The sequence below is a fragment of the Neosynechococcus sphagnicola sy1 genome, from assembly GCF_000775285.1.
Classification (GTDB): domain Bacteria; phylum Cyanobacteriota; class Cyanobacteriia; order Neosynechococcales; family Neosynechococcaceae; genus Neosynechococcus; species Neosynechococcus sphagnicola.
In genome coordinates this window covers 1-26,155 of the sequence record NZ_JJML01000031.1, presented here as the reverse complement: position 1 = coordinate 26,155, position 26,155 = coordinate 1, and the positions used below count along the sequence as shown (strand labels likewise).

At 50.2% G+C, this 26,155-nt stretch carries 29 protein-coding genes, 1 tRNA gene and 2 pseudogenes; 13 read left to right on the top strand and 19 right to left on the bottom strand.

Features of this window, described 5'->3' with window-relative positions; all coding sequences use genetic code 11:
- From DO97_RS13695 to labA, 3 genes are all read right to left on the bottom strand, one after another.
- A partial coding sequence (locus tag DO97_RS13695; protein WP_239651738.1) for a pentapeptide repeat-containing protein occupies positions 1 to 839 on the bottom strand: 839 nt, incomplete at its 3' end.
- Positions 840 to 1,947: 1,108 nt separating this feature from the next.
- On the bottom strand, positions 1,948 to 3,000 hold the full coding sequence (locus DO97_RS13690) for a tetratricopeptide repeat protein (protein ID WP_081980755.1): 1,053 nt from the start codon (positions 2,998 to 3,000) through the stop codon (positions 1,948 to 1,950).
- A gap of 780 nt (positions 3,001 to 3,780) precedes the next feature.
- On the bottom strand, positions 3,781 to 4,308 hold the full coding sequence (gene labA / locus DO97_RS13685) for a low amplitude/bright protein LabA (protein ID WP_036534351.1): 528 nt from the start codon (positions 4,306 to 4,308) through the stop codon (positions 3,781 to 3,783).
- Positions 4,309 to 4,830: 522 nt separating this feature from the next.
- Here labA and DO97_RS24650 point away from each other — a divergent pair.
- The 3 genes from DO97_RS24650 to DO97_RS13670 all read left to right on the top strand — a co-directional run bounded on the left by DO97_RS24650 (position 4,831) and on the right by DO97_RS13670 (position 5,991).
- On the top strand, positions 4,831 to 5,001 hold the full coding sequence (locus DO97_RS24650) for a hypothetical protein (RefSeq protein ID WP_036534350.1): 171 nt from the start codon (positions 4,831 to 4,833) through the stop codon (positions 4,999 to 5,001).
- Positions 5,002 to 5,194: 193 nt separating this feature from the next.
- Complete coding sequence (locus DO97_RS13675) at positions 5,195 to 5,491, top strand: hypothetical protein (protein ID WP_036534347.1); 297 nt, start codon at positions 5,195 to 5,197, stop codon at positions 5,489 to 5,491.
- Positions 5,492 to 5,496: 5 nt separating this feature from the next.
- Complete coding sequence (locus tag DO97_RS13670; RefSeq protein ID WP_239651735.1) at positions 5,497 to 5,991, top strand: heavy metal-responsive transcriptional regulator; 495 nt, start codon at positions 5,497 to 5,499, stop codon at positions 5,989 to 5,991.
- A 125-nt stretch (positions 5,992 to 6,116) separates the two neighbouring features.
- On the opposite strand, the gene DO97_RS13665 is transcribed toward DO97_RS13670, so the two are convergent.
- The 6 genes from DO97_RS13665 to DO97_RS13640 form a co-directional block, all read right to left on the bottom strand.
- On the bottom strand, positions 6,117 to 7,889 hold the full coding sequence (locus tag DO97_RS13665; RefSeq protein ID WP_162183000.1) for an NAD(P)-dependent oxidoreductase: 1,773 nt from the start codon (positions 7,887 to 7,889) through the stop codon (positions 6,117 to 6,119).
- 177 nt (positions 7,890 to 8,066) lie between these two features.
- The gene (locus DO97_RS13660; RefSeq protein WP_036534345.1) at positions 8,067 to 8,867 is read right to left on the bottom strand and encodes a class I SAM-dependent methyltransferase; all 801 of its coding nucleotides are present in this window, start codon (positions 8,865 to 8,867) and stop codon (positions 8,067 to 8,069) included.
- 135 nt (positions 8,868 to 9,002) lie between these two features.
- The gene (locus DO97_RS13655; protein WP_036534343.1) at positions 9,003 to 10,577 is read right to left on the bottom strand and encodes a sulfotransferase; all 1,575 of its coding nucleotides are present in this window, start codon (positions 10,575 to 10,577) and stop codon (positions 9,003 to 9,005) included.
- 2 nt (positions 10,578 to 10,579) lie between these two features.
- Positions 10,580 to 11,737, bottom strand: a complete 1,158-nt coding sequence (locus tag DO97_RS13650; RefSeq protein ID WP_204368636.1) for a pyridoxal phosphate-dependent aminotransferase — start codon at positions 11,735 to 11,737, stop codon at positions 10,580 to 10,582.
- Entirely contained in the window at positions 11,730 to 12,923 is a 1,194-nt protein-coding gene (locus DO97_RS13645) for a radical SAM/SPASM domain-containing protein (RefSeq protein WP_052128736.1), read from the bottom strand. The genes DO97_RS13650 and DO97_RS13645 overlap by 8 nt, the downstream gene beginning before the upstream one ends.
- Positions 12,920 to 13,819, bottom strand: coding sequence for a sulfotransferase domain-containing protein (locus tag DO97_RS13640; protein ID WP_036534337.1), 900 nt, complete (start codon positions 13,817 to 13,819; stop codon positions 12,920 to 12,922). Before DO97_RS13640 ends, DO97_RS13645 begins: the two co-directional genes overlap by 4 nt.
- 163 nt (positions 13,820 to 13,982) lie before the next feature.
- Between DO97_RS13640 and DO97_RS13635 the strand changes: the two genes are divergently transcribed.
- Positions 13,983 to 14,177, top strand: a complete 195-nt coding sequence (locus DO97_RS13635; protein ID WP_036534335.1) for a heavy-metal-associated domain-containing protein — start codon at positions 13,983 to 13,985, stop codon at positions 14,175 to 14,177.
- A 433-nt stretch (positions 14,178 to 14,610) separates the two neighbouring features.
- Here DO97_RS13635 and DO97_RS13630 read toward each other — a convergent pair.
- Positions 14,611 to 14,683: transfer RNA gene (locus DO97_RS13630), tRNA-Arg, on the bottom strand.
- 198 nt (positions 14,684 to 14,881) lie between these two features.
- Between DO97_RS13630 and DO97_RS25265 the strand changes: the two genes are divergently transcribed.
- The 3 genes and pseudogenes from DO97_RS25265 to ndk all read left to right on the top strand — a co-directional run bounded on the left by DO97_RS25265 (position 14,882) and on the right by ndk (position 16,446).
- A complete protein-coding gene (locus DO97_RS25265) occupies positions 14,882 to 15,217 on the top strand; it encodes a helix-turn-helix domain-containing protein (RefSeq protein ID WP_036534333.1) in 336 nt (111 codons plus the stop codon).
- Positions 15,218 to 15,551: 334 nt separating this feature from the next.
- Positions 15,552 to 15,860, top strand: a pseudogene (locus DO97_RS31285) (hypothetical protein); the annotation flags it as partial.
- Between the two features lie 136 nt (positions 15,861 to 15,996).
- A complete protein-coding gene (ndk, locus tag DO97_RS13615) occupies positions 15,997 to 16,446 on the top strand; it encodes a nucleoside-diphosphate kinase (RefSeq protein ID WP_036534331.1) in 450 nt (149 codons plus the stop codon).
- A gap of 155 nt (positions 16,447 to 16,601) precedes the next feature.
- On the opposite strand, the gene DO97_RS13610 is transcribed toward ndk, so the two are convergent.
- Complete coding sequence (locus DO97_RS13610; protein WP_036534329.1) at positions 16,602 to 17,324, bottom strand: TerC family protein; 723 nt, start codon at positions 17,322 to 17,324, stop codon at positions 16,602 to 16,604.
- 399 nt (positions 17,325 to 17,723) lie between these two features.
- Here DO97_RS13610 and DO97_RS13605 point away from each other — a divergent pair, with 399 nt between their 5' ends.
- A complete protein-coding gene (locus DO97_RS13605) occupies positions 17,724 to 18,149 on the top strand; it encodes a DUF1823 family protein (protein ID WP_239651737.1) in 426 nt (141 codons plus the stop codon).
- An 11-nt stretch (positions 18,150 to 18,160) separates the two neighbouring features.
- On the opposite strand, the pseudogene argJ reads toward DO97_RS13605, so the two are convergent.
- Positions 18,161 to 19,403: pseudogene (argJ, locus tag DO97_RS31280) on the bottom strand (bifunctional ornithine acetyltransferase/N-acetylglutamate synthase).
- A gap of 275 nt (positions 19,404 to 19,678) precedes the next feature.
- Here argJ and DO97_RS13595 point away from each other — a divergent pair.
- A complete protein-coding gene (locus DO97_RS13595) occupies positions 19,679 to 19,930 on the top strand; it encodes a hypothetical protein (protein WP_036534326.1) in 252 nt (83 codons plus the stop codon).
- Positions 19,931 to 20,286: 356 nt separating this feature from the next.
- Positions 20,287 to 20,550: a DUF7219 family protein gene (locus tag DO97_RS13590; RefSeq protein WP_036534324.1), complete on the top strand. Its 264-nt coding sequence runs from the start codon at positions 20,287 to 20,289 to the stop codon at positions 20,548 to 20,550.
- Between the two features lie 26 nt (positions 20,551 to 20,576).
- Here DO97_RS13590 and DO97_RS21195 read toward each other — a convergent pair whose 3' ends face one another.
- Entirely contained in the window at positions 20,577 to 21,059 is a 483-nt protein-coding gene (locus DO97_RS21195; RefSeq protein ID WP_052128734.1) for a pilus assembly FimT family protein, read from the bottom strand.
- A gap of 33 nt (positions 21,060 to 21,092) precedes the next feature.
- On the bottom strand, positions 21,093 to 21,626 hold the full coding sequence (locus DO97_RS13580) for a thermonuclease family protein (RefSeq protein WP_036534322.1): 534 nt from the start codon (positions 21,624 to 21,626) through the stop codon (positions 21,093 to 21,095).
- Between the two features lie 62 nt (positions 21,627 to 21,688).
- On the opposite strand from DO97_RS13580, the gene DO97_RS13575 reads away from it, so the two are divergent.
- Positions 21,689 to 22,330 carry a hypothetical protein gene (locus tag DO97_RS13575; protein WP_036534320.1) on the top strand — a complete coding sequence of 214 codons (642 nt, stop codon included), beginning with the start codon at positions 21,689 to 21,691 and terminating at the stop codon, positions 22,328 to 22,330.
- A 60-nt stretch (positions 22,331 to 22,390) separates the two neighbouring features.
- Entirely contained in the window at positions 22,391 to 23,068 is a 678-nt protein-coding gene (locus DO97_RS13570; protein ID WP_036534319.1) for a hypothetical protein, read from the top strand.
- Positions 23,069 to 23,073: 5 nt separating this feature from the next.
- Here the strand turns inward: DO97_RS13570 and DO97_RS13565 are convergent, their stop codons facing one another.
- From DO97_RS13565 to DO97_RS13555, 5 genes are read right to left on the bottom strand one after another with little or no spacing between them, the layout of a single operon-like run.
- Entirely contained in the window at positions 23,074 to 23,883 is an 810-nt protein-coding gene (locus DO97_RS13565; protein WP_052128733.1) for a hypothetical protein, read from the bottom strand.
- 49 nt (positions 23,884 to 23,932) lie between these two features.
- A complete protein-coding gene (locus DO97_RS23230; RefSeq protein ID WP_052128732.1) occupies positions 23,933 to 24,121 on the bottom strand; it encodes a hypothetical protein in 189 nt (62 codons plus the stop codon).
- Positions 24,122 to 24,177: 56 nt separating this feature from the next.
- Positions 24,178 to 24,354, bottom strand: a complete 177-nt coding sequence (locus DO97_RS23980; RefSeq protein WP_156120573.1) for a hypothetical protein — start codon at positions 24,352 to 24,354, stop codon at positions 24,178 to 24,180.
- Complete coding sequence (locus DO97_RS13560; protein ID WP_036534318.1) at positions 24,355 to 24,804, bottom strand: hypothetical protein; 450 nt, start codon at positions 24,802 to 24,804, stop codon at positions 24,355 to 24,357.
- A gap of 30 nt (positions 24,805 to 24,834) precedes the next feature.
- Positions 24,835 to 25,116, bottom strand: coding sequence for a hypothetical protein (locus DO97_RS13555; RefSeq protein ID WP_036534316.1), 282 nt, complete (start codon positions 25,114 to 25,116; stop codon positions 24,835 to 24,837).
- Between the two features lie 653 nt (positions 25,117 to 25,769).
- Here DO97_RS13555 and DO97_RS13550 point away from each other — a divergent pair.
- Positions 25,770 to 26,155 (top strand): transposase (locus tag DO97_RS13550; RefSeq protein ID WP_162182998.1); only part of this gene is annotated, 386 nt, incomplete at its 3' end.

Genomic DNA, 26,155 nt, shown 5'->3' with positions numbered 1-26,155 from the left:
CACAGATTGCTCTGACGTAAGTTAGCTCCCCGCAAGTCAGCTCCCTGGAGATTAACCTTCTGCAAATCCATCCCCTGTAAGTCAGCATTTGGTAAAATTGTAAAGGTGGAAATCAGGTAAGCACCTTGCTGAGCAGGATCAAATCCTTCAGGGAATCGAGTCTTTTCGTCATAGATTGCCTGTTGGATATTCACTTGCTGGAGGTCAATTTCATGAAGGTCAAGCCCACATAGATTAATTCCTTGAAGTGAAGCATTAGGTGCAACCAAATAAGCTCCATGTTGGTCGGGGATGAAACCCTCAGGAAATTGGGTAGTTAAACTGTATAATGCACCCTGAAGATTAGCACTTTCTAAGTCTAAACATCGGAGATCTGCCCCCCATAAGTTAGCTCTAGATAGATCGGCATGGGATAAATATGCTCCCTGTAAATCCGCTTGTTGTAGGTTAGCTCCTTGCAAATTAGCTGCGGCTAAATTAGCTTTTACTAGCTTAGCTTGAGATAGATTAGCATTACTGAGATTGGCTTCAATTAAATTGGTTTCATTTAGCTGAGATTTATATAAAATTGCATGACTTAAATCCGACCAACTTAATAGTGAAAAGCTAAGATTAGACGCGCAAAAGCTTGATTCGCTTAGATTTGAGTTAATTAGATATATGCCTTGCAAGTCCGTTCCAGATAGATTGACATTACTAAGATCAATATTGATAAAGTTTACCTTCAATAGCCTCATTTTAGCAAGACTATTGTTGTCGATAATCACTTCATGAAAGTTTCTTTTTCCAAGAGAATATTCTCTCAAAATTATTTCAATATCTACATTGTTCCTTGGCATAATAAGCAAGTCGAAAATTTTTTAATTGGCAAAAACAAGCCTCAGTAAATTACTATAGCGGTTTTCGCTGGAGTGAAGTATATCATAGTAGCTATAACGCTTATACAGCAAGGCTTCTAATGTACTTTATTGGAGCGGGAACCGCTATACAATAAAATGGAAGTTATAAATACACATTTTATTGAAATCAATTTATCTGTCCCAATCTTGAGTTCCCCTTTTTAATTTGGGATATCTGAAACAACTTAAAATCCAACTTCATATGAGTTTTAAATGATGTTTTATACGCAATTTGGCCATACTTAAAATACTTCGTAAACGCAAGACCATTCTCAAGTGGCATTTCAGATGAAAATATCAGATTCCTCTACTGTAATTTGTCGCTATTTTAAGAAGTTTGTATCTTCCAAAAATGCTTATCCTCTTAGACGATGTTTAAAAACGTCTTCCTGGGTGTATCCAACCACTCAGACCAACTAGAGACCGCTACGACAGAATCAGGGTTTATGGATTTTAGATTGCACCACTGAGTCGTATTTGAGGCTCAAGCCGACCCTTTTAAAACATCCTCTTAAGAAACCTGAGATAAAGCAGTTCTGCTTCTAGTTTTGGCTGATCTCAGTTGCACTCCAAATAAAAAAGCTACTCAAGTCATTAATCGCTCATATTTTTTCCAATCCTCGGTTGTTGATTTCATGTCAGAAGTTTTGGCTTCATTAAGGCACTGGCCAATAGATATATGAGTCGGATTCATAAGGGTTTCAGTCATTTATTCTTGAATTCTTGATGAGCTGTTGCCTATCTAAACCGCATACGAACAATCCTGAAACACTTGGAGTAAGGCGATCAGATTGGGAAAAAGAATGCCGATTAGATTCGCCTATCTACTATGTATTTTACGACTCCATCACGGGCTTAAAGACCAGTACCTCGTTGGATAAAATTAAATTGACTTCAGTAACATCCCAACCCTCTCAACATTTCTTTTCTAAGTGTATGTTGGTGTTCTCAAGATAACATACTTCCATGAATCCATTTTTTTGCTGGTTTTTTCATCAAAGTGAAAGACTTCAAGAATGAAGTTATAATGCCGAAAATATGGCTGTAATTAAGTGCGGTTTCGAAATCGCTTTTGGCGAGCAGGATTTTCATTGAGCAGAGCGTTTGCAGAAACTCTAAAACTCTCTGCCAGATCTTCCCAGTCATCTTGATCTTCGAGGATATCCAATTCTCCTGGCTCGTTAACCTCGTCGTTAATATCAGTCTGTGAGGCCAGCAGAGTCGCTGCTCTATACTCTTCTGTGGCTTCCTTATGTAGACCTTGGCGACTATACAGATCTCCCCAAAGTTGGTGCACTCGCGGTGCCAGCTTTTTGTTCTCAGGTAGCTCCCTGAGTAACTGACAAGCCTCTTCTAGTGTATTGTCTTCAATCAAAGCCTTAATGAAGGCTAGTTGAATGGAAATAGGAACTTTGGAACTTATCTGAATCACTGACTGAAAGACTTCCTTGGCCAGGCTGTATTGCTGCTGTTTCATGTAAATAAAGGCCAGTTGTAGAAGCCCTCTCAAGTTTTTTGGATCAACTCTGATTAAGGACTGTAATTCAGAAATAGCCTCTTGAATCTTTTCCTGAGCCACATATGTCTGAGCCAACCCTAGCCGTGCAGAAGATGATTGTGGATTCAACCGCAGCGCCATTCGAAATTTCTGTAGTGCTTCATCAAGATGCTTTTGCTTGAGAAAAGCATCTCCCAAATGTACGTAAGTTTTTGACTGTTTTGGATCTAGGTTTACAGCACTTTGAAACTGTTCAATGGCTTCCTCTACCTTTCCTTGTCTTAGATAGACTCTTCCAATTCCCAGATATGCTGGAGGAGCCAAGGGATCAGCCTTTAACGCCGATTGAAAATGAGCGAGGGCTTGGTCAAAGGATTTTTGTCGAAAATGAACGATACCAGATGCTAGGTGCGCACCTTTTGATGAAGGATTTGACTGGATTACGTCTGACATCTGGGCGAGGGCTTCATCAAATCGTTTCTCCTTCAGCAGGGAAAATCCTAGCTTTAGCTGATCTTGCTCGTTTTTAACAGTTCTCTTTACCTTAGGTGTGAAAGTCATTGATCCTCTGGCTCTTAGTAAATCAACGGCGAATGGACTCATGGACTAATTATGGCACTTTCTGAAGTTAATAGTGACGAGGCAGCTAGTCGGAATTAAATATAAGAAATTATTGCCATCTCCCTCTTTGTATGAAAAGTGATTGGCAAATAATTCTATGTTTAATTTAATTGCTGCCGCTCACTTGTATATTTGATAACAAGCGTGTGTTGTTACCGATCATGAAATTGGACGTAGACGGCTCTCACCGCTTTGACTTAAGTACAAATGCTTCATCAAGCGATGACTGCGCTGGACTTAAGATTTACCAAAAAGCATTAACTCTCCCACTAAGATCACTCTTCTCAAGTGTTCTACAACGGTAAGAGGTCAAATTCCTTGCCATCACTTTATTTCAATGACATGGCGGTTCTCGGTTAAGTGCGGTACAATTTTAGTCCTGAAGCTTTTGCCAGTCAAGAATTGACTGTACTTTACCAGCTTAATAGCTGTCATGGTGCTCGTGCTAAAGATATTACGGCATGGACTATCTATCGCCACACACTTGGTCTCTCCATGGCCTCCAATAGCTATACTTGCCACCAAGGTTAAGGAAAGGGTTTACCCGCTATCTTGTCAATCACCTCAAGACCGTGCTCCCAGCTCAACACAACCAGCTCAAACGGGGTCGATCCTCATCCATATCTGATAGCGGTAACCAGCAGTCTGGGATCTACGGAGTAGTTAAGTCGAGGACAACAGTCTAGTGAATCTGGGCGATCTTTCAGACTATTCCAGACAAGTTTTGTTAACTAGGTGATGAAAGAGTGTTATTCCACCTACTCAGTAGTCAACTTTTTCAATTCGTTCCCGAATATCGTTGAGATCGATATAGCGATCCGTGGCGTTGCGTAGCTCACGGGCAATCATCCCTTCCGTTGATACAACAGTAATATGGGTATTTTTCGATCGGAGCAGTTCAATCGCCCGTTCAAAATCTCCATCTCCGCTAAAGAGAATGACTCGGTCGTATTGATCAACAGTATTAAACATGTCCACTACAATCTCAATATCTAAATTGGCTTTCTGAGAATAGCGACCGGAATTATCGTCATAGTACTCTTTCAGAATTTTTGTGCGAACCGTATAGCCAAGACTGATCAAGGCATCTCGAAAACCCCGCTGATCTTGGGGATCTTTTAAACCTGTGTACCAAAAGGCATTAATGAGCGTTACCTGAGGCTCAGTTTCACTTTTAGTAAAGTACTCCAACACTCGCTTTGGGTCGAAGAACCAGCCATTTTTCTGCTGAGCATAGAACATATTGTTTCCGTCTACAAAGATTGATAGACGGTTCATGGAGTACTGCATAAAACTTAAACCTAGAGTCGATAATCCAAGCTGAATTTCTCAATTTCAGGAATTTGCCTGTCAAACAACGGGTGTTGATTGAGTACTTGGAATTGCAGGCAGATAACACTTTTATCCATGATCCTGAGCAGCGCCTGCGGTAAACATTTACTGCCAAAATTTCTCTGTTCGTTGTATCAACCGACTCAACAACAGAGATGGGAGTAACAAAGTGATTGAGTTATCCTTGGCAGGGGGATTTGGTGGAAAGTATAGAAACCTACCCTAATATCCTAGCTAGAATTTCACTCTGTATTGTACGCAAGTTTTCATAGAAGTGCTGAGAAGCTGATAGATTGAACTCAAGGTGAAATCTTAATTACCCTGCCTAATTATTACAAAAATTAACCCCGTTTTTCATCACAGACTCAGGTTCATTACTGGATTGATTAACTCCAGCCATTTCAGGTCTTGGGTTGACGAGGGGGCAGTCACCTCTACAATAGATATATAGTAAAGAATTGTAACCAAAGAAGTCTGACTATGACTCCAATCCAACCTACCACCACTCCTAAGCTGGAAGAACCTAAGTTTGGCTTTAGCGAATATGCAGAGCGGCTCAATGGCCGGGCTGCCATGATTGGCTTTATCCTAACCCTGATCATTGAGTTTGTCACAGGAAAGGGGCTGCTGTCATGGCTGGGACTTGACTAGAGCCACTGTTGCAGCGCTAATCTGTCTGATTTTTGAGACAGGTCTAGTACTCTGTCAACCTTGATTTGATGGTTTAAGAGTTTTAAGGGGGTTAATTTCCCAGTGTTTTCACCCATCAAAAAATTCTTGACAGACCACTAGGCTAGACTAATAGCAATTCAAGTTCGATTCGGGAGTAGTACAAGGATTCGCAATGAATGCTGTATGGCATCGGATGTTGAAGTCGGCCTATCGAAGAGAACCCCTCTTCAGTTTTGTGTTGACTATTGGCGTGGTTGATACGGTAATTGGAGGACTGGGTGATCACGGCTCTCTCGCTGGTTTCGGGATGGGGACGATGGTCGTGGCCTTGGGGCTACGATGGTGGCAATTCCAACGGCGACCCGATGAGCAACCTGAGGCGACAGTGACCCATTATCTGCCACCCTATGCTTCCCGTCCCCAATTACCCCCATTGAGTATGTCCAAACGCCATCCCCCCACTTATTGATCTACTTGACTGCAACCTCAATCTTGGAAGCAGTGGGTTTATCTGCGATGGATGAAGAGGCTATGAACTCTCTGGGTGTGGAGCCAGCGTTGAAGATTGGAACGGTTGCCAATCGGAGTGGGTTGCCCGTAAAGACGATTCGCTACTATGACGAGGTCGGTTTACTCACGCCGACTGTGCAGCGATCGCCCACTGGACAGCGATTGTTTGGAGAATCGGTATTCAAGCGACTGGCATTCATTAAGCGTGCGCAATCCCTGGGGCTGACACTGATCGAAATTCGTGAGATTCTCAATATCTATGACCAGGGGCAACTACCCTGTGGGGATGTCAAGCAACGATTGCAGGAAAAAGTCAGGGCGGTGACACGGCAAATTACCGCGCTAGAAACCCTGCGTTCTGAGTTGTTAGCTTTATTACAGGGCTGGAAGGAGCCACCCCTGCTGGAGGACAAAGATCGCCGCATTTGCCCCAACATCCAAATTGGCGTTGCTGATTAGCGGTTTGAATCTACTCTTTCTGGCAATCCCAAAATTTACCTGTACCTGGCTTGTGGCATTGTCAAGATTTTCGATTCATACTTGGATGAAGCAACGCCCAAATTCTGTCCTAAAGGGCGATGTCGCTATCTGTGTAAAGAATACTCGGTTTCTGGCACCAAGCCCAGTAATGGTTCTCCCTTCAAAAAGCGGATTGCCTCCTCCGTGGCCTCGATTTCCATCTGGGAGCGACAATCACGGGAACAAGACCCCATGTGACAGGTGAGTAAGCAGTTTTCCAAGGCCACCAAGGCCCCGGAATAGGGCTCTTGTTCAAAGACATCAATGGCAGCTCCCGCTAACTTGCCAGTTTGCAATGCCTTCACCAATGCCTGTTCCCGGATCACCGGGCCACGGGCAGTATTGATTAAAAATGCCTGGGGTTGGATCAGGGCTAGCTCTGACGTATCAATTAAATGGTGGGTATCGGGGGTCAGGGGCACGTGGAGGGTAATCAAATCTGCCTGCCGATAGATCGTTTCCTTATCAACCCAACGCAGCTGGTAGGGTTGCCCAAACTCAAAATCCGGCTGTAGATCATTGGCGAGAATTGGGCAGCCAAAGCCCTGAAGGTGCTGAATGACGCGTTTGCCGACACGACCAACGCCAATCACGCCAACGGTGATCTCGGCAAGTCGGCGACCCATATACCTTTGCCAGATGCCATTCCGCATCCCTCGATCGGTTTGAGAAATATGCCGTAGTAAGGACAGCATCATCCCAACGGTGAGTTCGGCAACAGCGGGAGCCGGAGCATCGGGGGTGTAGGACACCAAAACATTCCGCTGGCGGGCGGCCTTCAGATCGACGCTATCGAGACCAATGCCAACGCGGGAAATCAACCGCAGATGAGGAGCCTGATCCATGACTGTGGCCGTAATCGGCTCAGTCCCAGCAATCAAAATCCCAAATTTACCAATTAGGTCTGCGAGTTCGGTTTCTCGAAGTTTGCGGCCAATCGGGTTAATCACATAGTCAATACCCGCAGCCTCCAGCAATTGCAACGGCTTCGGATCAATTTCACCAAAGGGGACGGTGGTAATCAGCACCCGGCGCTCTAGATCTTTGGGCGGTGTGACTTGAATGGCGAAGGTTTCCCCTGCGATTGGAGCACCTGCAACGGTGTCATCGCTTGGATCGTAGGGTGTGAGCAACTCGGTAAAGTGATGGCGACGCAGCCATTCAGCCACCGCAGGCACCTGCCAGGGATAGTCAATGTCCCCATAGCCTTCATGGACGAGGGGTGCAACGCGACGACCCACACAGCCCATCGAGTAATAGCTGGGGCTGGGTTGGCTAAAACAGTGGGGTCGGAGTGCCAGAAATTCATAGGTATTAAAGTAGGCGTGGGTCTCCTCAATGGCCTGAGTGGTCAGCATCGGTTCCAGTAGCTGGCGATCGCCAATGCGCAGGGCATAGTTGGGGTGGTGTTCCCGATGGAGGGTGACGGAAACCACCGAATCTAAGGTGCGATCGCTGACCAGCATTTCAATGCCTTCGTCAATCAAACTTGCTGTGACGGTGGGGGCATTACAGAGCAGCACCACCAATGCCTCTAGGTCTTCTCCGCCGAGATACTCCGCCCGAATCTGCTGGTAGGCGTGGTGAATAATGGTGTCTAAGGGAGTGGAGGCAGTTGCTAGCTGGGGCGGTCGTTGAATTGTCGGTACCCCATAGTTGCGGGCAATGCTGCTCATTAGCGGCGAGTCGGTGGTTAAGTAGGTGGCTTCAACCTGTTGGGCATGGAGGGCTGCCAGGAGGGGATAGGTCATCATTGGTCGCCCCAGAATTGGCAAGATACTGCGTCCGGGGAAATCATCCTGCTCCAGACGACCACACACTAACGCTGCAATTTTCAAAACCGCCGCTCCCACTGCTGCATTTGTTCATAGAACTACTCGCCAATCCCTCGGCAGCAAGCTACGCTCGTCTAGCCCTTTTTCTGGCTAGCATTGCCGAAGATCATTGACCAGAAGCATCTTAGCAATCCACGGGTGCCTGTAGTTCGCTGACACCAGAGAAAAGAAATAGCTGGATCAGGCAGGATTACTCTGCACAAGGGTCTCTAGGTGTGCAGTCGGTAAGTCCTCGACGCGATCGCGCAGGGCAGTCGGCCAACTCAGGGGTAAGTCCAGACAAAGGGTCGGTACTCGATCGGGATTGCACAGGGGAGTTTTCTCTAAGACAAAGGCCGCAAAGCAGACCTGGGAGGTGATCCCCATGACACTGGTTGCCGGTTGCCCCCAGTAGCCATAGCCCAGAATTTGTTGGGGGTTGAGGGCCAACAGCTGCTCGGCAAAGGTGGGCCATAGGACGGTGACATAGGGGGTGGTGGTCGTCCCATCCCAGGTGCCACTGAAGGCCAGTTGTTGCTGACCAATCGCTACAGCGTCTGGGGTGGTGACCAAGCGAACATCTAAAAACAAGTAGCGTTCGGTCAATCGCCAAAGTTCCGCGATCGCCACCCCATAGTCTGGTTCCCAATTTAACCAGCCGAGGGCTTGCACCACCGTGGCATAACCCGAAGGTAAATCAATCCCAGTGACTAGATTAGCGCAGTGAAATTGCAGGTCGGGATGCAGCTGTTGGGCAGCTTCAATCAGCGGTGCCGAAATATCAATGCCCGTATAGTCAATGCCAGGATTATAGGCCTGCCAAATCTGACTGAAGCCCCCTGCAGCACAGCCCGTATCGAGAACCGAAACCGACTGTCGGGCTAACCAGGGGAGAAAGCGCCGTTCTGAGGGATAGAGATCGGCGGGGGAATTGCGATGTTGGGAGTAGAAGTCAACCAGTTCGGGATGATTCACCCAGGAAGGAAAGACAGGGGACGACATAGGGAAACGGGGATTTGTTAGGCAGAGGGTTGGTGAGCCAGGGATAACCAGGGATGCCTCCCATTTTGGATGCCCGAGGCACGGAGGAACCTTGAGAACGGGTAGGGGAAGCAATCAGGAGCCAGGAGTCGGCATTTAATGTTCCTTGGGTACTTGGCTGCTGGATTTCTCCAGTACCCTGGCTCCCCAACCAAAGTAGCCAATCCAATTTTTCAAGATTTGCCTAACTCCTCCTCCTGGGGCTGGATCGGCCACGGTTGGGGCACCAGGCAACAGGTGCTGGAGGAGGTTCCAAGCTGCTGTATCTGTCTTGGCCTCAGGAAACCGAGCCGGGAGGGTGACTTGCAAATCCTCAATCAACACAGCTGAAAGTCCCCGGCGATCGCGCTGAATTTGAAAGCTCATGCCTGCCAGAAGGGTTTCTAGGGTTAGCTGCGGGGGTAACTGTGCCACTGCCAGTTGTAACCCCTCCCGACCTTGGAGCAACCAGCGTTCAATTAACGTCTCAGCCATGGCGGCTGGATCGGTGAGGTGGGGCAAAAATTCCCAGGAGAGCTGAGGCAGGGGATGGAGGGTGAGATCAATGGTGGCCGGAACTTCCTGGGTGCGGTAGAAGGTGATGCTTTCCGCGATCGCTTGGAGTTGGTAATACTGCCAATGGTGATCCGAGAGGTCTGGGGCTAAGAGCCGACAGACCTGGGGTTGGGTAAATAATAAACCCGCTGTATTGTAAGGTTTTTCCTGCTTATACACCTGTAAATAAGCATGAAATCCAGGGAGACCGGACTGGTCGGGCATCGCTGGCAGTCGGGACTGCCTCAGAAGACCGCATAGGGACTGATATTGCTCGATTTCGGCTGCAAAGGCATCGATTTCAGCGAGGGAGAGGTGGTGGCGATATTGATCGATCACCGATGGGCTGACACCTTTTAATTCCCCAAAATTACTATCGCCTCCCCAAGGCTCTCCATTAAAGGTTGGGGTGAGTAGGGTCGGCACAAAGGGAATCTGAAGGCGTGTCGCTAGCCGCCCCATAACACCATTGGGGTCAGCCACTAGGTCTTCAAAAATTTCAATGTGGTAGTTCCTCCATCCCTGCACCAGCGCATCCATCGCTCGCAGATAAAACAAGCGCCAGACAAACTTGCTGATTTCTAGATCGTAGTAACGGTTATGGGACTTGACCGAATTATAGTAAGCCAAGGGGTGGCGTACCAATTGAATTACATGGCCATCGGGAAAGTCGGCAAAAAATTCCTCAGCATAGAGGCATTGCCGGGGTGTGAAGTAGGCATAGTAGCGAGGAGTCCCTGGGGGCTGAAAATTGGCGATCGCCCCAAACAGCGAGGAAAAATAAGCTTGTAAGATCCGGCGTTGACTATCTTCACCCGTTGACAGTTGCTGGATAAATTGTTGCTGATGGCAGGCAGGATCGTACTGAAATTCATAAATTTGATAGCGACCCTTACTGATCTTGCCCCTTCCTCCCTGGGCGATCAGCGGATATTCTTGCAGATCCACCCAGAGCTGTTGGGGGGAGGCTGGGAGGTTGAGGTTGGGAAAGTGATATTTGTAGGGACGACCACTGTAGTTTTCCGTGGGATGAACCCACAACTGGGGGTGAGAATCAAACAGCCGTGTCAGCAAAGAGCCGCCACACCGCTGTTGTTGCCCCATGAGAATCAGAGTCGGTTGGTATTTTTGTTCCATAGTTATGTTCCTATGGTCTGATTCATCAGTGCCGCCATACAGGCTTGAAGCGTGGTGATAAACGCTGCCATTAAATCCGGCGGCCCCACGGTGACGCGGATACAACCCGCTAAGCAAGGGGCATCAAAGGGGCCTTTCACCAGATAGCCGCGATCGCGCAATGCCGCTACTAGATCCCCCGGTGTACAGCAATGCCCGACCCGGATCAACCGAAAGTTGGTATGGGTGGGCAGGGGAACTAAGCCCAGCGATCGCGCCCCCTGCTCCAGGATTTCCTGTCCTGCTTTGACCTCAGCCACATAGTCGCTAACAATTTGAGGATGGGTGAGCACCAGGAAGGCACTTACAATGGCCAAACTATTGACATCGTAAGCTGATCTCACCTTGAACAAATTGCCCACCACCTGGGGATGGGCAGCCACCGCTCCCAGGCGCAAGCCGGCCAGACCCGCTGCTTTCGAGAACGTCCGCATCGCCACCAAGTGGGGATAGTGTTGTACCCAGGGGACAACGGTGGTTTGAGAAAACGGATAGTAAGCTTCATCAACGGCCACTAAGGCCCCGACCCTAGCCGCCTGCTGACAAATCTGGTGCAGCACCGCTGGTTCCAGCAGGGTGCCCGTGGGCTGGTTAGGATTGGCCAGCATTACTAAACGAACCCCCGGTTCAATCGCGGCCAAGAGGTGATGGGGATCAACCGAGAGATCGGGGGCAAAGGGAATCTGAATCGCCTGGGCCTGAAATAGCTGGGTATAAACCGGGTACATCGCATAGCTGGGTTGCAACATCACGATGCCATCCCCCGGATGCAAATAGGCTTGGTAGAGAGCTTTGATCGCCCCATCCGAACCCGGCGTTAGCAGCAGATGGGACTTCGGCAACTGCCACTGGGCAGCAAGTAAGTCCAACAGTGGGTCTTGAATTGGATAACTGGTGAGCAGTTGGCTGTCAATCGCCTGCCGTAGCGCCTCCATAAACCAATCGGGCAACGGTTGCAAACGCTCATTGCGATCGAGGCAAATATAGGACTGGGTCTCAGACCCTGATTCCCGCACCCGATAGACCTTGGAGAGGGCTGGGATGGGGGAGGGGAGATGGATCAGGGAATTCGCAGTCAATGGCTGCGGCGGTGGCTGACTCAACACGAACCTCTTAGACAACACTGCACCGATTACAAGGAGCGGCGACCTGTCGCTGGTGGGACAAATGGGCGGTACGGAGCCGCTGATAATCCTCCCCCGTCCACAATTGGGAGAGGCGATTCATCGATGGGTTGCCCTGGGGCAAGTCGCCGCCTGCCTTTCCCAGCCTCAGAGTCGATTTGTAATCCACATCGCAGGGATTCACCGTGCCATCAAACCAGACAAACATTCGTCGCCACAGATCGGAACAGGGGGTCGTTACCTGGTTGACAGGTTGCTGGTAGGTGTTCTCCCAAGGGTTATAGGAGACAAAGGCCACCTGATCCACCCAATCGGCCCAGAAGTCTTCCATGGTGTCTAAATCTTGGTCGGCCTGGAACTTGACCCCTGAGACGCGGGTAATCGTTGTGGATTCAGGATAGTGACGGGTGCGAATCTCCTGGAACTGGCGAATATTGGCAACCACCCGTTCCAGCTTGCCGTGAACCCGCAGTTGACTGTAAAGGGGTTCTGCCGCCGCATCCACAGAAAAAACAACGGTGTTGACCCCCGCCTGAAGAATGGCGTGGGCTTTGCGCTCATCCAAAAGGGAGGCATTGGTATTCAGCTTCAACGCCAAAAACTTGTCCGCTGTATAGGCGAGCATCAATTCGATCTCAGGATGGAGCAGGGGTTCCCCCCGTGAGGCCAGGGTCAGGGCTTCACAGTTGCCCGCAGCCTGATCAATCACCTGCCGAAACAGATCGAGGCTCATCATCCCCATGTGCCCCTGCTGGGGGTGGCTAAAGGTGGCATCGGTCTGATAACAGAAGACACAGCGATAGTTACAAATTGAGGTCGGCTCTACCTGTAAACAGGGCGGAAAATCATCCAGACGATAGATCTGGGGGAAAATTTCGTAGCGATAGCGGTAGAACAAATATCGCGGCAGGTCACGGTCAGAGAGCCGGGAAATTTCTTCCAGGGTATTGGCATGGAGTTGCAAGGGAGGGGCTAGCTCCGAGGCAGCAGGGACAGGAGAGGGTTGGAGCAGATCTCTACAGGCCTGAGTCATGATCTCAACCTGGTAGGGAGAGAATGCCAGGGTCGGGAGGCGATCGCGGAATGCCTGGAGCCGGAGCATGACGGCACTCCGATGGGGATCGGATTGCCGAATATCAATAAAACTGTTGTGCTTACGGTAGGTTCCGGCAGCAGGGTTCACAGAGCTTCTCCCCCTAGACGAGGCACAGTCGGCAGGGTGCTGTAATCATACCCAAAACTATACTTGAGATGCTGATGAATCTGCTCCTGAATTCGTTTCAGGGTTTCGACCGTAAAGACAGCTAGTTGGGCATCCCGGTCTGAAACCCGAGGATTCTGCCCCCGTTGTTGTTGATTGATTACCTTGAGCATTTCCTGCTTGGTACATTTGGCAACCGCTGCCTCAATGGCAGGTTCCGGAAAATGAAGATTCCAGGACCGGGAAAGCAGCCTTAGGGCTTGTTCTGGATGTCCCCGCAAGTCTTCATACTTCAGGAGCTGCGAGTTCGGATGACGCTCCAGAAAATGTCCCCAACTATTGTAAAAGTGGATGCTGCGGTCAACAAAGCCATCCCGGATGAAGTCTGCCTGGGTTTCAACGGCATAGCCAGAGTGGAACAACCAAGACTCCAGTTGCTGAAACATATTTCTGACTAGGACAACGACGTGCATCTGCGATCGCTGAAGATTTTGAATCCTATCGTAGGGGTCATGGGTGCTATAAATCACGGGCTTTTGCAGGGGATGGAAGTCAAAGCCACGCCGGAGGCTGATGGGGGTACGATAGTCTAACGCCGTTCTAGCCAGTCTGACATTGGCCACCAGAAAGAATTTATTGTTGCGGTAGTAATACTCCCCGGTACCGCCCTGGGCAATATCCCAGGCAACTTCCACCATCAGTTGGGTATAGTTCAAGCCCGATCGCGGCAGCGTCGCAAAAAGAGAACGATGCCCATAGGCTGTCAGATAAAACTTGAGACATTCCAGCTTTTCACAGGGGGTTAAGTCGCGGCGAGCAAAGAGTGCTTGAATCGATTGTATTGGCCTTAAAGGAACAGGGGTATAGGAGTCAGCCATTTTGGGTTAGCAGGGGAATATCATCATCTTGGACTTCTGGGCGATCGCTGGAGGCAGAACCAAACCATCACAGTTGGAATGTGCTCGGACGGCATCTGAGAAGCGGTGCCTTACTGTTGCCATAATTTAAATGAAGATCCATTCGCTAAGACATTTGTGAATTATGGCTTTACAACTTATAGTTGACTCCCTAGCGTGCGCCGGTTGTGCGGACTCCGTTCGCAATGCCATCCAAAAACTGGATGCAACTGCCATCGTTGCGGTTGATTTAAAAAGCAAAGTCGTCACCGTCGAAACCCAAGCTATGGAGACAGCAGTGAAGCAGGCCATCCTGGAATCTGGGCACACCATTGCCTAATACCAATCTTGAATGAAGGTAGCATCGTCGGAAGCTTGAAGGCTTTACCCCGCAGCGCTTTTGTTAAAGCAGGAGGAGCCTATTCTTCACGTTCAATTGGTATCACTACTGCGGTCTCTCCCGCAAGGAACCGCAGAAGACTATAGTTTCCCTCATCCTTCGTTGCCAGCCCTGTCCTATGCCAATCTCAAAAGTGTCACAATATCCTCCACGATCTCTAGGCATCCGTGGGATTATTGATGACAGGTGAGGAGTAAGAATAGAACTTAAAAGCCCTTGGAGTCGAAACACGGAAAGACGCCCAAGGGCTTTTAATATTGGGATCTTGTTACCATCTAAGTCTGGTGGAGCCATGGAGTCTTTTCGCGGTGACTTGTCCAGACCGTTCTTTGTCAGCGCTATCAAGGTGGCTCTAGAAACGGGTTCGATTCGACGCTCTCGGTTGGACTCGAACCAACGACCGACCGCTTAGAAGGCGGTTGCTCTATCCACTGAGCTACGAGAGCAGATAAATGCGCAATGCTATAAATTCTATCTGTCCCATTCTGGGAAGGCAACTGGCAAGATTACCCTCCAACTGTTCAGATATAAAGGCATAAGGCAAAGTCCGAGCTGCATCGGCAGGTTCGCTATCACCCATCGTAGAATGGAGAAACTCTTCAGTCGCCAGTTTTTTCCAGTTTCCCATTCTCCCCCCCTGTGGCATGCCCCCCTCTAAACTGTCTGACTCTGACAAGCGCGACATTCTGAATCTGTATCAACAGCCGGATGAAACAACTACATCACTGGCTAGTCGCTACGGTGTCAGCAACACAACCATCATTCGTATTCTGAAGAGCAGCCTCTTAGCGGCGGAATACGAGGCATTGGTGCAGCAGAAACGGTCTGGACAGGTTCAGCCCCATGTCCCAGCCACCCCTGAACTTCTCCCCCCCGCGCTAGATGTAGCACCCGATGAGAAGATCTTAGAAGTAACGGCATCCCTCGTCCCTGAGATGCGGAAACGGGAGCAACCAGACCCCCCCCCGGCGCACTCTTAAGCACGACCCCGACTCAACCTCTGCATCCGATCAGTTAGACCTGCTGGATTTGTCAGCTAACGCTTCTGTATTGGCGCGATCACTGGACAACGATAGGAGTACTTCAGACTCAGCTAATGCTGCTGCCCTGGCTGAGCTACGCGCTGAACTGCTACCGATACGCCGTCATGACCCGATCAATCCGGAAGAGACCGATTTAGAAGATGACTTAGACGAAGACGAAGATGATCTAGATCTGGATGGCGACGATCTCGAAGACGACGACGAAACAGACGGCCTGGATGATGACGCTGAGTTCTCCACCCTGGGAATGCAGGTTCTAGCGGGGAGCCGGGTTGAAGTCTTACCCTTGACAGAAGCTGCGATTCCTCGCACCTGTTACCTGGTGGTGGATCGCACCGCTGAACTGGTCACCCGTCCCCTCAAAGATTTTGGTGAATTGGGACAGATTCCTGACGAAGAAATCCAGAAAAAGACGCTCCCAATCTTCGATAACCATCGGGTGGCACGCCGCTTTTCTAACCGGAATCAACGGGTGATCAAGGTACCCGATAGCCGGATGTTGTATAAAACCTCTGCCCAGTTGCAGGCCAAAGGGATTACTCGCCTCTTGATTGCTGGACAGGTCTACTCCCTTACCTAGCGGGTTGATCTCTGCCTCAGGTGTGCGATCGCGAAGGAGTTAGAATCTAGAACTTCCCAGGGGCAGGCTCAATTCCAGGGGACGGATGTCGCTAAGATACGAAAGGTTGAGGACAAACGTTAGGAGCCGTGCAACTGTGGAGAGAACATTTTTAGCAATCAAACCGGATGGTGTCCAGCGGGGCTTAGTTGGTGAAATTATTCGGCGGTTTGAGGTCAAAGGGTTTACCTTGGTTGGATTGAAACTCATACATGTGAGTCGAGAACTGGCCGAAAGACACTATGACGTTCACCGAGAAAAGCCCTTCTTTGCAGGTTTAGTGGAATTTATTACCTCTGGCCCCGTAGTTGCCATGGTCTGGGAAGGAGATGGTGTCGTTGCTTCAGCCCGCAAGATCATTGGAGCCACCAATCCCCTCACTGCGGAACCGGGAACCCTACGGGGTGACTATGGGATCAGCATTGGTCGCAACATTATTCATGGCTCGGATGCCATTGAAACTGCCCAACGGGAAATTGCCCTGTGGTTTAAGGAAGAGGAACTAGCCAGTTGGCAGCCTTGTTTGGCTCCGTGGCTAGCGGAGTAACCCTTCTCAGCAATCATAGTGCGGGTCAGGCAGACGTTAAGCAAGCTGTTAAACGCTAATTCTAAGCAGCTGCCTGATCTACCATCGCCACACAATTTCGAGCAATGACATCAAAGTGGCATACCAGGTAGGGAACTTGCCCTATCTGATAGGCACTATTCATCCTTGGGGGGCCGCTGGTCATCGGTCTGTTTCGGCGTGGGACTGGGATTGTGGCGGGAAAACCCCCAGACAAACAACAAGCCAATCGCCGTAATCATCATCCATTCTGGCGGTACCAGATCGGGATTGATCACCCGCAGCAGCAGTCTTAACCCCACCAAAGAGACGGTACAGTAGCCCGCATCCTGGAGATAGACAAACTCCTCCAGCCAGCGAATAAAGAGTTCCGCCATGCAGCGGAGGGTGATGATGCCAATCAAGCCACCGATTAACACCAGCCAGGTTTCTTGAGACACGGCGATCGCGGTGGTGACGCTGTCGAGGGAGAACGCCAAGTCAGTCACGGCAATCAGCGGAATTGCCTGCCACAGGGATGTAAACCGCGGCCCATGGTGGTGATCTTGCGCATCCGTCTTTGATGTGAAGTATTGCAGGGCTAGCCATAACAGATAGACTGCCCCTAGCAGCTGAAACTGCCAGAATTTCGTCACCCAGGTTGCTGTCAAAATTAGTCCTAGCCGGAGCACCAGTGCTAACGCTAAACCTAAATTCAGAGCCCGCTGCTCTAGCTGTTTATCTTCCAGTCCCTGGGCTAAGGCGGCTAAGGCAATGGCGTTATCCGCCGACAAAACTGCTTCTAGGGATATCAAAACCAACAATACCATCAGGGTATCAAACCCTAGGTTCGGAGAAGCTTCTAAGAATTGATCCAACATTAACTAAATCATCGTGAAAGCTAAACAGGCCATTCCTACATTAAAAAACTGCAATGGAATCAAGATTCTCCATGCCTCCAATGTAGCCTACTGGCTAGTCACTGAATTTTACTAGAGCTAGGGCGTGTCATCAGATAGGTTGACAGGGCAATCTGCTTTACTGAGGAGCGGAATGATGGGAAACTATAACGTTTCGTTTTGTAGAGCAGTGGAAGGGGTGACCTCTTCACTGACTTTAATCATCCTCAGTCGGGGATTGAGTACTGTAGGGCATACAGGAACTTTCGGTCTTGAACCGTGCAACGCTTGGGGAGAGAATACCCCTACTCTGGTTGGTGAGAACCTGCTAGAGCAAGTAATCTCTAGGAACCAAGAATCCCACGCGCTTTAGCCGTGGAAGTGTCAATTACCGTTATTCTGCACTCCCCCACTCAACAAAATTTGTTGTGTCTGACCTACCCCCCCCTGAACCTAGAAACCATCTGGGAAATCCTCAATGACACCCTGGAGGATGCTACGGCGAACCAACTGGTTTGGCATTGCCTCGGTTATCGCTATCATCCCCAGAGCAATCACTGGGAAACAGATCGGGTGCAGGCGGACTGGCGGGAAGCCTATCCTGAGCCTCCCAATTTTATTGAAAGCCGCCCCGCAACGGTGAAACTAACGCGCTCGATTCCTGCTGAGCATAAGCAGCTTCTGAAAACACAACTGGGGTTTGCCGGTTACAAAGTTGGCGAGCTGGTTCCGCGTCAAACCCGCCGTGCGACCATTGCCAACTGGTTACTGAGTTACCTGGCCAGTGATTCCCCCTCCCCTGCCTGATATCTTTGCTATTAAGTGGTGTACTCGGCATTGATTTTTACATAGTCATAACTGAGATCACAGCCCCAAGCGATGCCAGCCCCAGTCCCACTCCCAACACGGACGGCGATCTCCACTGTATCGGACTGGAGATATACCCCAGCGGCGGCTTGTCTCATGTACTCACTGGCCGCTGCCCGATCGTAGGCTAAGGGTTGTCCCTGCTCCATCATCAAAAACTCACCCAGCTGAATTCGCAGTTGTTCCGCGTCAAACAGTACTCCTGCCCGTCCCGCTGCGGCAGCAATCCGTCCCCAGTTCGGGTCACGACCAAAGATCGCAGACTTTACCAAGGAAGAGCCAGCAACGGTTCGGGCGATTTTCCGGGCGGAGGCATCATCACTGGCTCCCGTGACCTGCACTTCTACCAAGCAGGTGGCTCCTTCTCCATCCCGAGCGATCGCCTGGGCGAGGTACATACAAACCTCCGTCAGCATCGCTTCTAGTTTCTCAGCCTCAGCACCCGCCTCCGTAATCGCCGGGGTACGGGATTCACCGTTGGTCAGGGCCATCAGAGAGTCATTGGTGCTGGTATCTCCGTCCACCGTCACCTGGTTAAAACTGCGATCGGCGGCACGACTGAGCATGTGTTGCCACACGGGGGGGGKATACCGCCGCATCACAGGTAACAAAGGCCAGCATCGTGGCCATATTGGGGTGGATCATCCCAGACCCCTTGCAAATCCCCCCAATTCGCACCGGGCGATCGCCGATCAGGGTTTCCAGGGCAATGGACTTCGGCACTAAATCCGTGGTCATAATCGCTCGGGCTGCCAGGTCTGACCCGTCAGGGGAGACGCTGGCTACCAGTGAGGGAATGCCCCTGCGCAAGGCTTCCATTTTGATCCGTTTACCAATGACACCAGTTGAAGCGAGCAGAATCGATTCTGGGTCAATTTTTAAGGCTTGGCTGAGCAACTGGGCTGACTCTAGGGCATCGATCCAACCATCGGCTCCCGTCGCTGCGTTGGCTTGACCCGAATTGATCAAAATGGCTTGGGCAGTGGGTTTGGCCTGTAATCGCTGCCGACAATAATCCACACAGGCCGCTCGGACTTGGCTGGTTGTAAACACCCCAGCCGCGATCGCCTCTACATCAGAAACAATCAGCGCCAGATCAGGCAGTCCTGAGGGTTTGAGTCCTGCCGTAATGCCTGCGGCGCGATAACCTCTGGGAGCCGTAATACCGCCGGGAATGATCTGCCAGTCCGTCATGATTTAAGAATTCCTGTTGCTGTTAAGTGAACTTGAGCGGTGGTTGGGACAGCGCCCCTGAAATACCCAATCATCAGCTTCTGGAAGCATGGTTAGGCTCTCAACGCTCTCTGCAAGGGGATTATAGCAACGCCCTTCCCATTGAGAGTGTTTAAAAACGTATACTTCCTGGATCAAAAGTCCCTTCTAAGCTGAGTCAGCCCTCCCATGGCCAGGGAGCTGGAAGTAAAACTTGCGGGGTGCTTGCTTAACACAGTTTAGCTGGCATCAGACTCGTGTATATTCAGTATAAAAGTAATAAAGAGCTAGCCGAAAAGCTTCAGAAAGAACTCCAAAGCAAAGGTGTATCGGCTCCTGGAATTGAACAGAATGATATTCGATATGCTAATACAGCAGATAAGCAGATCTCTGAAAATTTGCAAGCATACCTTGAGAAAAATCAAGGTATCAAGATTGAGAAACTAATAGACCTCTCAACAACAAAGTATCGTGTTCCAGCGGGACAAGTTGAAATCTGGCTTAAATGATTCATCATAAATCTGATTATCCATAAATACAAAGACTCTTACACCAAGATGAATTAGTCAGTTGATGCCGAACCCGTCGTTGGTGCGGACGGAGCAGGAGTTATCAATGGGTGTCAAAAGCTACTTACCGCCGCACAACTTTGCCGTTAGCCGACTCAGCAGATAGTCCTTACACTTGATTTTGGAGGCGATCTGCAAAGATTGTAAGGTATGAATTATTATGAATTATCCAGGGAGATCGCTGCTTACCTGGGAAAAACTGATGCTGAATCGGTGAGTTCCTTGAGCAGACGAGTCGCCGCCCTGGAGCGACAGTATCAGAAGTTGGTGAAGCTAGTTTAGGGAGTCGTGACAGCATGTCTGAGGATAAGCCACCTGATAAGGATGATTTTCTTAATCCCCGCAGTCGATATTACGGTGAGTTTTCCCCCCAGAATCTGGTTTTCAACGCCAATCTACAGGAATTTGCGAACAAGGTAGGTTTGATTTGTGCCCTGGAGACAGGCGGTAAGGTTTCATCTCAAGAAGCATTCGAGCAAATCAAAGCGTTGTGGAAAAACCTCAAGAGCAGTCGAAAGGGCTTGAAAATTGACCCTCCTCTCCCAGATGATGCTGTTTAAGTTTTCTCCTACTCAGCGATGAATTTTTAGTCACACTGGCTATCTTCGTAAGTTCCCATCGCCCCCAACAAAGTCTTGACCATCACACACTTTTTGGAGTTAGGAAAATTCACCAGAGACACTGTGGCGATGAAGGGAATCACCTCCTGATCAGGTAAGCCCTGGTGATTGAATTGGATCGATGGGGCAGTGGTGACCAACCGGATCTGACCCGCACTAATGCCATTAAAGTTTCTCCAGCTTGTGCCGATGCTGTATCGGGGAGGGTCAGCGGTGGTGTCAAACCTCACCACTTGATCTGACCCCGTTGTTTTGGCATTTGACTGCGCTTGCTCCAACGCCAGTAAGATTTCCCCTCGCACGGCATTCATCCGTTGTCTGTTTAAAAGTCCAAGCAAGTTTGGGGCGACAATGGCAGCCAGCACCCCCAGAACCGTGAGTGTAATCAGAATTTCAACCAGGGTAAAGCCTTTGGTTCTCACATCCATGCCCAAATTCATTGGGGGCATTCATAAGACCCAATCCGGCAGAAACACAACTGTTTATTGATGAGTTCTACGCCACTCCCACGGTGGGATGGCATTTGGTTTTGCCCACACCCCCAAACGTTGCTGACGGGCAGCCGCCTCGGCTTTGATAATTGCCTGAGCCTCTGGGCAATTATGAATATATTTCTGGTAAACATAGACCATGCCTGCCCTGGCCTGTTGTTCCTGAATCAGATTGCCATCGGGAGTAAAGACCTCAGCGACCTGCCGACCATAGCGATCGCGATCGACAATCTTTAACCGCACCTGATTCCCTGCCTTGTTGAGCAGCGATCGCAAATAATCTCGACTGGCCTCACCCAAGGGTTGCTTCAGTTCTGGCGCATCAATGCCACAACTCCTAATTTTGAGTTCCTCCCCATTGCGGCTGACCCGGAAAGTGTCGCCATCATGAACCCGCTTAGGAACAACCTGCCAGAGATCACCACTGGCAGCAGTAATGTTCTGGGGGTTAGCAATCACCTTGCAGGCAAAACAGCCAGTAGCAGCAACGATGCCAAGGGCTAGCAGAGAAATCACTTGCTTCATCTTGACCAGTCTAGAGGTTGGTGTATAGATTCCGGGGCTATTCACTCATGCATGAGGAATCTATGAACCTTAAACACCAACTGGCAGCTTCTGCAATAGCGATCGCCGCCGTTACCTCTCCCCTGTTACCCGCCCAGGCCGAGATCGTCACCTTCAAAACCGCCGATGGTGCCGTGGGCATCGTTGGTCTGTCTGAATATGGCTCCTATCGAGCTGAATTTGCTGGCGTTCCCCGCTCGAGATCGATTTCAGCCTCTCCTTGTGGGATTGCCAAGATCTCAGATTCCGATAGCTACCCCATGGGAGCGACGATCAAGATTGCTGGAACCACTCACACCGTGGCAAGTCTACCCTCTGGCCCGTCTCCAGTTTGCAAAGATGGGCAGCTGACGACTTCTCCTGTGGCAACGGTGAGTAAAAACAGTGAGGGGGATATCTTTGTGGGTTCCTTAACTCCCTACGGCAGCGTCGAAGTCACCTACCCAAATCTGCCCTCAGGACGGAGTTTAAAGGCCAGTGCCTGCGGCATGTTGGTAATCAAGCCAACGGATGCTTACCCCATTGGTACCAGCAGCATTGTCCTCAAGACGGCTTCTGAAAGCCCCACCACGGTGGTTACCATCAGCAACCCATCAAGTTTGACCGCAAAGGTTGCGCCGATTTGCAGCAAAGGCATTGCCTATTACCCCACGGGTTGGGATTAATTTCGACCACGCTTCATTCAGGTATCAGCCCCTACACGGGGGCTTTTTTGTAGGTGCTTTATGACTTATCAGTTATTGCAGCGGTTAATCTACATCCTCTCAGCGGCAACCCTATTGCTGTTGGGTTGTGAGTCTGCCCTGGCCTCTCCATTTGCGTTCTTTACCCCGGCAGAGAAACTTGGTCTGACGGGTCTGGAGCCTTACCAGGTGATTGAGGTGGTGTTCCAGGGTGTACCCCGGCAACGGAAGCTGAGTGTCAATGCTTGCGGCTATGCAGCCGTTACCAATAGCGCTGCATGGCCGCTGACCTATAGCTCCACAATAACCGTTGGAGGAACGACGACGGCTGTTGGGGTGCTACCCGTTGGGCAGATTAGTTGCAAAAATGGGCAGCTCCAGGGCACACCGCCCGCAGTTCTGTTTCGTTCCGGTGAGTCGCCCACGGTCTATGTGGCTAATCAGGTTCCCTACAGCAGTGTGACGGTGGCTTATCACGATTTGTCGTTGCGGAAGCAGCTGAAGGCCAATGCCTGCGGGGTGGTCTATGTCTCGGTGGCGGGCTATCCTCAAACCCAAACGGTGAGCTTTTTTAATGCAGCGGGGGTCAGTTTGTTCTATGGCTCTGGGTTGGGTGGTGCCAGAGTCCCTGCACCCCTCTGTAATAACGGGGTGTTGTATGTGCCGCCACAATTCCCTGGCTATCCAAACTTCAATGCTGGCCCAGTTGAGTTTCAGTAATAGATCTATTCCTCCACCCCCAACACCAAAATTTTGATCCGTGCCAACTGACTTCGCAGCCGCGCCCACTCCCGAAACGCCTGGGCTTTCTGCCGATCCAATGCAGAGAGATTCCCCAGGTAACTTACCGTGTCCCCCTGTCCAAAACGGTAATCCACCTCAATCAACCGAGTTCTGAGCGTCTCCCGCTTTGCCACCTCCTGGGAGATCTGAAACTCCCGCCGGGTCTGGTCAAAGTCCAACACCGTCAAAATCACCTGCTCCCGAATTTTGTCGGCAATCTCTGCCCGACCTTTGATGATTTCCGCCACCTTCACCTGAAGGTCAGCGATCGCAATGCTGCGTTGCTGCGCCGCTGGGTCACCACCAATCTGATTTCTAAAAAGTGGCAGTCCCACTAGTGACAAAATTTCATTGATGGAAGTCAACGGCTGAATAAACAAACTCGCCAGCCGATCCAGAAACCCCCGTTGCTGCGTCGTTGTTCGCCCCTGGTTATCAATCGTCGTCACATTCTCCAGGCTTAAATACCGTTGCACCAACGGTTCAAACACCCCCAGACGCACCGTAGCCTGATTATTTTTCCTGGCCTGGTCGATTTTTTCATTGATAGCTTCTAGGCGTTGGTCGATCTCCTTCAGGGTCGTGGAGTTCTGCACCGCCAACCCTTGAAGCTGGCGAATGCAAGGCTCGGAAGCCGTTAGACAGGGCAGCTCCCCTAACATCGCCTGCCAAGCATCATCATTGAACCGCAGTTTAATCAGTTGATCCAGAGAATCACCCGCCGGATTTAACGGGTTAGGATCTGTCTGCATCGTCTCCGGGTCAGCTGGTTCTGGGGGTGAGTCTGGAGTCTCTTCTACATCAGGGCTTGGAGGTTTCGGTGGGAGCTGCCGGGGCAGACTGAGGGCTGGACTTGCCAGACAGATCCAAAGTAAGCTCCACCCGAAGGTTTTGATCAGCTTGTTCCAACCACTTAACCTTCTTGATGGTTCCGGCATAGGGACTCCTGACGGCGGACAACGCCACAAGTTGACTGTCTAACTCCTGCATCCGCAGCTGGAGCTGGGCGAGTTGAAAACTGCGATCGCGCTCATGTTTGTCTCGCTCTAACCGCTAGTGGCGACGATGCGTTTTTGGGTCGGGCGGCGATAGAGGACTTTTGAAGTGATGGGGTAATCGGTACTCCCCAGGGAATGCCGCTCTCCGTTCGGGTCAACTGCATACTGATAGACCCGCTTCAGCCCATTGCTCAGGGTTCTGACGTGTCGCTCCAGATAGGCCAACTACACCTCACTGCCAATTATTGATGCTTTGCGCTCTTTGACAAATCGGGCGATCGCTCTTTTACTGCATCCTTTACCCGTTAACTGCTTTACCTGTGCCATCAGTTGGCTATAGGTGCGGTAGCCCAATTCCCAGGCTTGTTTCAACACCTGTTCGACTAGTTCTGTTCGCTTGTACCAGGGTTTATGTTTGGGTTGCTCGACCAGAGCAACTGCTTCTGGTTCCACTTCTGGTAATGGCGACAATAATTTCTCGGTTTTCCACCCTTCCAGTACATAGAGCAGGGGTGCCATGATTGCTGGGGCGACTACTCCCCAGAGCCGTTGGGCGGCTTGCAGGTCTAATTTAACTGGGCTGTAGGCTTTGAGGTGGCGGCGCATCTGCCGGAATTTAACTGTACCGGACTGCCAGATCTCCCCCAGGGTAATTTCTTGCCATTTTTTTGCCATCGCTGCTGCCAGAACTCACTGGCTGCATTGCTAATGCCCAACTGCACAAAATTGCAAGGGAGAGGCTGAATATTGCTGAAGTGCTGCGTAGGGAATACCGCTGTTCGCCGTTTTGACCAATCCGGGAATGGATCGGCCATCAATGCAGAGATTGCGGGTCTGGTCGCGCACCTGGTCATAGGTGAGGTTGGCTTGGCGCATCAGGTCTTCGCGGCTCTGGTCACTATGGTGTTGCAGGGCCTCAAGGATGCGATCTCTCGAATGCTGTCCTCGTCGACGGTGGGTGTTGGGTTGATGGGGGTTCAGGTACATGGTGCTTTGGGGTGCAGATGTACCGATTGCTAGTCCCCAATCCCCTAGGTGTCAACCTAACCGTTGGGCTAACTGTTTGGCTTAATTCAAGGGTAATGCTCTGGGAACTGGTGAAATTACACCACCAGCGGATAAAACAAAGCCGCGCCCCTTACCAAAAAACTTTCAAATCTAAACCCCCAATCGCTTTGGCTTTAAGGCATAGTCTAGGCTCCGCCACATCTGTGCTCGCTATCCGGTAGTTGCCAACTACTACCAGTTCGGAGATTAGTCGTTAGATAGATACGCCCCCTTTTGTCTCCTGCTGGAGCGCGTGAACAGTCAGGAATAAACGTCAGACAAACTCTCACTGGGTCACCTTCGCGGCTTGCATGAATGGCTGGTACATCGTCATAACTGACTTGATATCCCCCATTTGTAAATGAGATGGCACTGCCTGATCCGGAAACTGGAATATAAACTCCGTTAGAGTCGGGAGCTGAAAGACGATAGGAAATTTCTTTCACAAAGCTCTGAGTGCAAGTGCCGATCTTTTGAGGCAAAGGAGCAGCTAGAGAAGAATTAAGGGCACCTCGAAAAATTCAGTCAAAGCTGTCTCACATCAAGGAAACAATGAGATCATTGAGCATTAGACTAGTCATCCATTCACAGCTATGGGACAACAAAGCCTTTGGGATCTAGAGCAGCGTTATGAAATCCTAGCCCAGAAACAAGACATCCTGATTCGTCTAGACAGCATTATCCCTTGGCAAGAGTTTCGCCCCATCCTGGAGCAAATTCACGACAAACCTCGCAAAAGCAACGCCGGACGCAAACCCACCGATGTCTTGCTGCTGTTCAAGATGTTGATATTGCAGCAGTTGTACAACATCAGCGACGAATCCTTAGAGTACCAAATCAACGACCGCCTATCGTTCATGCGCTTTCTCCATCTAGGGATTGAAGAGCGCGTTCCCGGATGCCACAACCGTGTGGTTATTTCGTCAGCAATTGACATCGCAGCAGTTACGTCGAACCCTTGTTCGAGCAGTTTGATAGC

Coding starts and splice junctions, on each gene's coding strand:
- DO97_RS13690 (WP_081980755.1), bottom strand. CDS start 3,000: ATGAGTCCATTCGCCGTTGATTTACTAAGAGCCAGAGGATCAATGACT.
- labA (WP_036534351.1), bottom strand. CDS start 4,308: ATGCAGTACTCCATGAACCGTCTATCAATCTTTGTAGACGGAAACAAT.
- DO97_RS24650 (WP_036534350.1), top strand. CDS start 4,831: ATGACTCCAATCCAACCTACCACCACTCCTAAGCTGGAAGAACCTAAG.
- DO97_RS13675 (WP_036534347.1), top strand. CDS start 5,195: ATGAATGCTGTATGGCATCGGATGTTGAAGTCGGCCTATCGAAGAGAA.
- DO97_RS13660 (WP_036534345.1), bottom strand. CDS start 8,867: ATGTCGTCCCCTGTCTTTCCTTCCTGGGTGAATCATCCCGAACTGGTT.
- DO97_RS13655 (WP_036534343.1), bottom strand. CDS start 10,577: ATGGAACAAAAATACCAACCGACTCTGATTCTCATGGGGCAACAACAG.
- DO97_RS13640 (WP_036534337.1), bottom strand. CDS start 13,819: ATGGCTGACTCCTATACCCCTGTTCCTTTAAGGCCAATACAATCGATT.
- DO97_RS13635 (WP_036534335.1), top strand. CDS start 13,983: ATGGCTTTACAACTTATAGTTGACTCCCTAGCGTGCGCCGGTTGTGCG.
- DO97_RS25265 (WP_036534333.1), top strand. CDS start 14,882: ATGCCCCCCTCTAAACTGTCTGACTCTGACAAGCGCGACATTCTGAAT.
- DO97_RS13610 (WP_036534329.1), bottom strand. CDS start 17,324: ATGTTGGATCAATTCTTAGAAGCTTCTCCGAACCTAGGGTTTGATACC.
- DO97_RS13590 (WP_036534324.1), top strand. CDS start 20,287: ATGTCTGAGGATAAGCCACCTGATAAGGATGATTTTCTTAATCCCCGC.
- DO97_RS21195 (WP_052128734.1), bottom strand. CDS start 21,059: ATGCCCCCAATGAATTTGGGCATGGATGTGAGAACCAAAGGCTTTACC.
- DO97_RS13580 (WP_036534322.1), bottom strand. CDS start 21,626: ATGAAGCAAGTGATTTCTCTGCTAGCCCTTGGCATCGTTGCTGCTACT.
- DO97_RS13575 (WP_036534320.1), top strand. CDS start 21,689: ATGAACCTTAAACACCAACTGGCAGCTTCTGCAATAGCGATCGCCGCC.
- DO97_RS13570 (WP_036534319.1), top strand. CDS start 22,391: ATGACTTATCAGTTATTGCAGCGGTTAATCTACATCCTCTCAGCGGCA.
- DO97_RS13565 (WP_052128733.1), bottom strand. CDS start 23,883: ATGCAGACAGATCCTAACCCGTTAAATCCGGCGGGTGATTCTCTGGAT.
- DO97_RS23230 (WP_052128732.1), bottom strand. CDS start 24,121: ATGCAGGAGTTAGACAGTCAACTTGTGGCGTTGTCCGCCGTCAGGAGT.
- DO97_RS13560 (WP_036534318.1), bottom strand. CDS start 24,804: ATGGCAAAAAAATGGCAAGAAATTACCCTGGGGGAGATCTGGCAGTCC.
- DO97_RS13555 (WP_036534316.1), bottom strand. CDS start 25,116: ATGTACCTGAACCCCCATCAACCCAACACCCACCGTCGACGAGGACAG.